This is a genomic window from Gemmatimonadales bacterium (genome assembly GCA_019637315.1).
In the GTDB taxonomy this organism is placed as follows: domain Bacteria; phylum Gemmatimonadota; class Gemmatimonadetes; order Gemmatimonadales; family GWC2-71-9; genus SHZU01.
The window spans coordinates 41,144-48,077 of sequence record JAHBVU010000024.1 but is presented as its reverse complement, the minus strand read 5'-3'; the positions used below and the strand labels follow the sequence as shown (position 1 = coordinate 48,077).

Annotated in this window: 7 protein-coding genes; 1 reads left to right on the top strand and 6 read right to left on the bottom strand. The window is 65.2% G+C overall.

The features are described 5' to 3' along the window. Positions 1 to 198 precede the first annotated feature (198 nt). A complete protein-coding gene (locus KF785_16220; protein MBX3148311.1) occupies positions 199 to 954 on the top strand; it encodes an SDR family oxidoreductase in 756 nt (251 codons plus the stop codon). Here the strand turns inward: KF785_16220 and KF785_16215 are convergent. From KF785_16215 to KF785_16190, 6 genes are read right to left on the bottom strand one after another with little or no spacing between them, the layout of a single operon-like run. Continuing rightward, positions 951 to 1,403, bottom strand: coding sequence for a hypothetical protein (locus KF785_16215; protein MBX3148310.1), 453 nt, complete (start codon positions 1,401 to 1,403; stop codon positions 951 to 953). The genes KF785_16220 and KF785_16215 overlap by 4 nt on opposite strands. Beyond that, the gene (gene argH / locus KF785_16210; protein MBX3148309.1) at positions 1,403 to 2,764 is read right to left on the bottom strand and encodes an argininosuccinate lyase; all 1,362 of its coding nucleotides are present in this window, start codon (positions 2,762 to 2,764) and stop codon (positions 1,403 to 1,405) included. Before argH ends, KF785_16215 begins: the two co-directional genes overlap by 1 nt. Next, positions 2,761 to 3,825, bottom strand: a complete 1,065-nt coding sequence (locus KF785_16205) for a M20/M25/M40 family metallo-hydrolase (protein ID MBX3148308.1) — start codon at positions 3,823 to 3,825, stop codon at positions 2,761 to 2,763. Before KF785_16205 ends, argH begins: the two co-directional genes overlap by 4 nt. Continuing rightward, positions 3,815 to 4,750 carry an acetylglutamate kinase gene (argB, locus tag KF785_16200; protein MBX3148307.1) on the bottom strand — a complete coding sequence of 312 codons (936 nt, stop codon included), beginning with the start codon at positions 4,748 to 4,750 and terminating at the stop codon, positions 3,815 to 3,817. Before argB ends, KF785_16205 begins: the two co-directional genes overlap by 11 nt. Next, the gene (locus KF785_16195) at positions 4,750 to 5,763 is read right to left on the bottom strand and encodes an N-acetylornithine carbamoyltransferase (GenBank protein ID MBX3148306.1); all 1,014 of its coding nucleotides are present in this window, start codon (positions 5,761 to 5,763) and stop codon (positions 4,750 to 4,752) included. Before KF785_16195 ends, argB begins: the two co-directional genes overlap by 1 nt. After that, positions 5,760 to 6,911, bottom strand: coding sequence for an aminotransferase class III-fold pyridoxal phosphate-dependent enzyme (locus tag KF785_16190; protein MBX3148305.1), 1,152 nt, complete (start codon positions 6,909 to 6,911; stop codon positions 5,760 to 5,762). The genes KF785_16195 and KF785_16190 overlap by 4 nt, the downstream gene beginning before the upstream one ends. Positions 6,912 to 6,934 lie beyond the last annotated feature (23 nt).

Genomic DNA, 6,934 nt, shown 5'->3' with positions numbered 1-6,934 from the left:
TGGCGGGCGGCATCGAGAATGGCCTGCCGGGTTGCCTCGCCACCGCCCCGCACGCCGCGCCGGCCTGGGGTTTTGCCCTGCGATTTCGTCTTGGACATGCAAAAGGTATACAGGTGTTGACAAATTCCCGCAACACCAATAACGTATACGAGCGTTTACATATTGACGTCTAACCCTTCGAACCAATGAGACGGAACCATGAAAACTGTGCTGATTACGGGTACCTCCTCGGGCTACGGCCTTGAAACCGCGCGCCACTTCCTTGCTCGGGGCTGGAAAGTCGTTGCGACGATGCGGACGCCTCGTACCGACCTCTTCCCGCCTTCTGATCGGCTTCGGGTGTTGCCGCTGGACGTCACCAGCACGGCGAGCATCGTGGCGGCGCTGGACGCCGCTGGCCCGATCGACGCGCTCGTCAACAACGCTGGCATCGGCGTGATCGGCGTCTTCGAGGTCACCCCGATGGCGACCGTGCGAGAAGTGTTCGAGACGAACACCTTCGGCGTCATGGCGATGACGCAGGCCGTCCTGCCACAGTTCCGTGCGCGCCGAGCTGGGGTGGTGGTCAACGTAACCTCGAGCGTCGCGCTCGCTCCGCACCCGCTGGCTGCCGCCTATACCGCCAGCAAGACCGCCATCGAGGGGTTTACCGGCTCGCTGGCGCACGAACTCGCGGGATTTGGGGTGCGAGTCAAGCTGGTGGAACCGGGGTACGCGCCGAGTACGCGATTTACGGACAACGGGCAGGCGCGGATGGCCGGATTGTTTCCGGACAGCTATGCCGAGTTCGTGGCCCCGATCATGGGAGCTTTTGCGCAGGTAACCACTGTGACCGCCGAGTCCGATGTCGCCGAGGGCGTATACCGCGCCGCAACCGACACGACGGATCAGCTGCGCTTCCCAGCCGGGGCCGATGCCGTTGCGCTAGCCCGCTCTCAAGCGATGGTGGGCTAGGACGACGTCAACTCAGCGAGTTGCTTGATGACGTTGCGCTGGCCGACCTGATTCCTGGTCGCGAGGAAGATGGTGTCGTCGCCGGAGATATTGCCCAGGACGTCGGGCCAGGCGAGGCGGTCGATAGCAATGCCGACGCGATTGGCCTCGCCGGGTGGGGTGTGAATCACGATCAGGACGTCACCCGCGGGGTTGAAGGCCAGCACCCCCTCGACGATCCGCTGCTCGTCCTGATCGAGGCGTGGGGGTCGAGTCACCGCGGGTCGGTAGTAGACCCCATCGACCTTGACGAGGTTGAGCGCCGAGATGTCGCGACTAACCGATGACTGCGTCACCTCCCAGCCCTCACGGGCCAGCGCATCCGCCAGTTCCTCCTGGGTCCGGATCGCGTGGGTCTCGATCAGCTCGAGAATCTTGAGGTGACGCTGGCGCCGGTCGCCGCGGATCATCAGTTCCTCCCGACCAGCGCGCCGACCGCTTTGACGAAGCGACGACGCTCAGCCGTGTTCCATTCGGCCGCTGCCGCCAACTGCTTCTTCGGAACGGCAAGGTCGAGCTTGCCGAGGCCGCCGGTCGACTTGCGACGCGCCACGATTTCCTTGGGTGTCGGCGCCGGCAGTGCCTCACCGGCTTTGATCGCAGCGGCAACTTCGCGATAAGCCTGCCGGAACGGGGTTCCGCGCTCGACACGACGCATCACTTCGTCGGTAGCCAGAACGCCGCCTTCGAGCATGGCAAGACCGCGGCTTCGGTTGACGCCCAGCGCAGGCACGACCTGCGCCATCATCGCGAGCATTTCCTCGGTGCGCGAGAGCCCGCGCACCAGGGGCTCTTTGAGCAGCTGAAAGTCGCGATGGTAGCCGCTCGTCAGCTTGCCGCGCAACGCCAGCGTAGCGGCAAGATCGCCCTCGAGCGACGCAGCTCGTCCCCGGGTCAGTTCGAAGACATCGGGGTTCCGCTTGTGGGGCATGATGCTCGACCCGGTCGCAAACGCCGCCGGCAGTTCGAGCACACCGAATTCCTCGCCGCTCAGCAGAATTACGTCGCTTGCGAGCTTCGACAGGTCGTGGCCAAGCTGAACGCACCAGAAGAGCACAGCACCCTCGAGCTTGCCGCGGCCGTTCTGTACCTGTGCAACGTTGTGTTCGAGACCGCCGAAGCCTAACGCAGAGGCTGCCACTTCACGCTGAATCGGCAACGGAACACCATAGCCAGCCCCGCTGCCCAGCGGCGAGCGATCGACCCCGCGCCAGACCGCGTCGAGCGACCCCGCGGTGTCGATCAGGCTGCCGGCCAGCGCACCCGCCCAGAGTCCGGCGCTCGAGGGCATCGCACGCCGCAGATGGGTATAGCCAGGCCAGAGCGCGTCCTGATGGTCGTCGGCAAAGGTCAGCAGCGCCCGCGCCAAGCCGAGTGCCAGCGAGTGCAGGTGCAGCAGCCGATCTTTGAGGAAGAGCCGGATATCGACCGCGACCTGATCGTTGCGCGACCGCCCGGTGTGGATGCGCTCACCAGCACTGCCGACTCGCTTGGTGACCCAGGCCTCGATGGCCGAGTGGGCGTCTTCGTGCTCCGGGCCGATGACGAGCTTGCCGGCACGCACGGCCTTGAGCGCCTTGCGCAGGGTGGCCTTGATCTTGTCGCGATCGGCCCGCGAGATCAGCCCAGAGGCCAGAAGCCCTTCGATATGCCCGAGACTGCCGATCACGTCCCACTGCAAGAGCACGCCGTCCCAATGACGGTCATCGCCCACGGTGTAGGCGAGCATCAGCTCATCCGGCGGCGTCGCCTGCGACCAGAGTGTTTTCATCGGAGGTACTCCTCGGCCAGAGCCCGATAGAATCCGCGTGCAGCGACCACTTCGGGAAGGTCGACGCTCTCGTCTGGCGTGTGCGACCGCGTACTGGTGCCAGGTCCGACTTTGACGGCGTCGGTGTGACGGACGAACACCCAATCAGAACAGGTTGGACTGCCAAAGGTCTCGATCGTCGGATTGAGGCGTCGGGCCGCATCGAGCAGCCGCGACTGTGCTGGCGTCTCGCAGGGCACCAACCGTTCCGACGTTACCACGACTTCGCAGTCGAGCGCCGTACGAAGCACCTCGGCGATTTCGGAATGCTCCCACGACGGCGTGCTCCGAATATCGAGGATCGCCTTGGCCGACGGGGGCGTGACGTTGCGGCTCACCCCGGCCGACATCATCGTTGCGGTGACCGTGGCCCGGCCCAGAATCGGGTGAATCCGCTCACTCAGCAGGTCGGGCAACTTGACGAGGTCGCTGGCCAGCTCGGTAATCGCGTTGGTAAAGCCGCCCTGGGACGCGTAGCCGGCATGACGCTGATCGCCCTTGGCAATCAGATCGACCATCATCAAGCCGCGCTGCGCATTGGAGATCCGCAGGTTGGTAGGCTCACCAACGACGGTTGCATCGATCGGCGGCAGTGTCGCAACCGCGCGACCCATGCTCGTGTTCCGCGTCTCTTCGCCCAGTCCGAAGACGACCACGAGGCGGCCGCCCACGTCCTCCCCACGTCGCTCGGCAAAATCGAGCGCCGCCATGAACATCGCTGACACCGATGCTTTGGCATCGCCTGAGCCGCGACCGTAGAGGAGATCGCCTTCGACCGTCGGCGTGAACGGATCGCGGGTCCACCCTTCGCCCGCGGGAACGACATCGAGGTGGGAAATGAACGCGAGGGTCCGACCCGGCCGCCCTGTCTCGACGATGATCTTGACGCCGGTGTCGTCGTTGACAACATCGAGGCCAAGGGCGCGGGCCCGACCCTCGACGAAGGTGGCGATCTCCGCTTCGGTTCCACTGACCGAGGGAATCGCCACCAACTCCTTCAGAAACTCGACTTCATTCCGCAAGTTCGGCCCCGACGTAGGTTGCCTTTTCCTTCTTGCCCACGATCATGGTACCCGCACCAGATCCGGTGAATACTTCCTGCAACAGCGAATCGGTAGCACGACCGTCGATGATATGGGTCCGTTCGACACCGCTGGTAGCTGCGCGGATGCAGGCCTCGACCTTGGGCCGCATCCCACCCGCCAGCGCCCCCGACTCCATCAGCTGCGTCAGATCGTCCGGATCTGCGAACGTCACCAGCGAGGCGGGATCATTTCGGTCGCGGAGCACGCCGGGCACGCCGGTCAGGAAGATCAGCTTCTGTGCCTTGAGCGCGATGGCGATCCGCTCGGCCACGGTATCGGCATTGACGTTGAAGACGTGACCGTCCTTGTCGCCGGCGAGTGAGCAGATCACCGGCACGAAGCGCCCGTCGAGCAGGTTGGTGAGGACGCGGCCATCGACGGACTCGATGTCGCCCACGTGGCCGTAGTCGACCGTGCGCACCGTTCCGCTGTCATCCTTGACCGATACCGGCGGACGGCGAACGGCGCTCAGCAGGTCGGCATCGACGCCGCTCAAGCCGACGCCCTGCACCCCATGCCGCCGGAGCGCACAGAGGAGATCGAGATTGACGGTGCCCGAGAAGACCATCTTGGCCACTTCGAGCGCGGAGTCGTCGGTCACGCGACGGCCCGCGACAATCTCAGGCTCCTGGCCGAGTCGGCGGCTCAGGGCCGTGGCCTGGGGCCCGCCGCCATGGACAATGACGATCCGAATGCCGAGGCTCGACAAGAGGCCGAGCTGCTGGGCAACCTGATCGAGGCTATGAGCGTCCTCGACAACCTCGCCGCCGACTTTGACGACGAAGACGTGATCCCGATAGGCGCGAACGTAGCGAAGCGTTCCCTTGAGCCCGGCCAGCGGCCGAGTAGCGTCGTGCGGCATTACTTTCTCCCGATCAAGTCCAGCAGCAGCGCGCGCTGGACGTGCAAGCGATTTTCGGCCTCGTCGATCACGACCGAGTTGGGGCCGTCGAGCACGGCATCGTCGATCTCCACGTTGCGGCGCACCGGGAGACAGTGCATCACGATGCCTTTGCCGCCGTTGGTCGCCTTGGTGGCGGCCGTGGTCATCCGCCAGTCGCGCAGCCCGGCGCGGAACTCGCGCTCTGCCTCCGGATTGCCGTAGTGCTGCAGTGAGCCCCACGACTTGACATACACCGCGTCGGCACCGACCAGGGCATCCGACATCGAATGTGACAGCGTCACCCGCCCGCCGTTGGCGGCGGCCTGCTGGTAGATCACGGCCATATCGTCGGCATCGAGGTCAAAGCCATGCGGCCGAGCGATGGTGATATCCATACCACACTGCGCCGCTGCGATCGCAGCGCTGGCTGGCACGGCGGTCGGCAGCGCTTTCGGGTGCCAGGCCCAGCTCAGCACGAACTTCTTGTTCTGCGTAATGCCCAACTTTTCCCGTAGCGTCAGCGCATCGGCCAATCCCTGGCACGGGTGCCGGCGAGCCGATTCGAGGTTGATCACCGGCTTTTCGCTGAAGGCGGCAAAGTCCTTGATGACCCGGTCCTGACGCTCCTTGACCCACTCGGTGCCCTTGGGAAAGACCCGGACCCCGATGGCATCAGCGTAGCGACCGAGCACGCGGGACGCTTCGATGAGGTGCTCGACCGTGTTGCCCTCCATCACCGCGCCGCGCTCGGTTTCCCAGGCCCAGCTGCTCCGCCCCGGCTCGAGCACGATCATGTGCCCGCCATGCTTGAACATCGCCGATTCGAAGCTGGCGCGAGTGCGCAAGCTCGGATCCATGAACGCAGCGGCGAGGACCTTGCCCTCGAGCCCACCGGTGACCTCACCCCGCTTGACCTTGGCGGCCAGATCCAGAATGGCCTCGAAATGTTCCTTCCCGAGATCCTCGGTGGCGAGGAAGTCGCGCTTTCTCATGTCAGGACCCGACGCAACGCGTCAATCAACAGGTTGGCTTCCGCTCGTGAGAACGAAAGCGGCGGCATCAGCCGCAGAATCGAGGGATCACCCGAGGTACCGGTCAGCACCTTGAGATCGAACAGTGCCTTCTGCACAGCGGAGGCCGGCCGATCGAGCACGATCCCGATCAGGAGTCCGCGACCGATGACATCCGTGACACCCGGGAGCTTGCTGACGCCGCGCCGGATGTGATCGCCCACCAGGACGGCGTTCTCGACCAGGCGGTCTTTCACGATCACGTCGATGGTGGCAAGCGCAGCGGCCGAGGCGACTGGCCCGCCGCCGAAGGTGCTGCCCAGATCGCCGACCGACAGGCGCGAGGTCATGGCCGTCGTGGCCACCATGGCGCCGATCGGTATTCCCGACGCGAGCCCCTTGGCCAGCGTCAGGACATCCGGCACGACTTCATACGCCTCGGCGGCCGTGAAGGCTCCGCAGCGACCAGCGCCGCACTGCACCTCGTCGAAAATCAGGACGGCGCCCTCGCGATCGCAGGCAATCCGGGCCGCCCGCAGGAAATCGGGGGAGCAGTCGCGCGCGCCGGCCAGACCCTGCACCGGCTCGACGATCACGGCCGCGACGGAATCATCGACTGCTGCACCAATGGCCGTGACGTCGTTGAAGGGCACCTTGGTGGACAGCGGCATACCGGCCCGCTTGGCGCCCTCTTCGTACTTGGCGCCATCGGTGGCGGCGAGCGTGGCAACCGTGCGGCCGTGCCAGCCACCTGTCACCGAGACGATACGCTGCCGGCCAGTGACTTTGCGGGCCAGGCTCAGCGCATTCTCGTTGGCCTCCGCGCCGCTATTGCAGAAGAACACCTTGTTGAGCGGATCAGGGCAGAGCGCCGCGATTCGCTCGGCCAGCTGCTCACGACCTGCATGCGGAATGGCGGTCGAGTAGAAGATCAGCTTGGCGGCCTGGTCTGCAATCGCCTTGACCACCGCCGGATGACAGTGGCCGGTCGACGCCACGGCGTGACCACCGTAGGCGTCGAGCCACTTCTCGCCCTTGTCATCGATCAGCCAGGAGCCCTGACCCGACTCGGCGCGAAGCGGAAACTGCGCATAGACCGGCAGCCACGCACCGGTATTCGATGTACTCATCGGCTCGCTTTCATGTTCGGGGC

Coding starts and splice junctions, on each gene's coding strand:
- KF785_16220 (MBX3148311.1), top strand. CDS start 199: ATGAAAACTGTGCTGATTACGGGTACCTCCTCGGGCTACGGCCTTGAA.
- KF785_16215 (MBX3148310.1), bottom strand. CDS start 1,403: ATGATCCGCGGCGACCGGCGCCAGCGTCACCTCAAGATTCTCGAGCTG.
- argH (MBX3148309.1), bottom strand. CDS start 2,764: ATGAAAACACTCTGGTCGCAGGCGACGCCGCCGGATGAGCTGATGCTC.
- argB (MBX3148307.1), bottom strand. CDS start 4,750: ATGCCGCACGACGCTACTCGGCCGCTGGCCGGGCTCAAGGGAACGCTT.
- KF785_16195 (MBX3148306.1), bottom strand. CDS start 5,763: ATGAGAAAGCGCGACTTCCTCGCCACCGAGGATCTCGGGAAGGAACAT.
- KF785_16190 (MBX3148305.1), bottom strand. CDS start 6,911: ATGAGTACATCGAATACCGGTGCGTGGCTGCCGGTCTATGCGCAGTTT.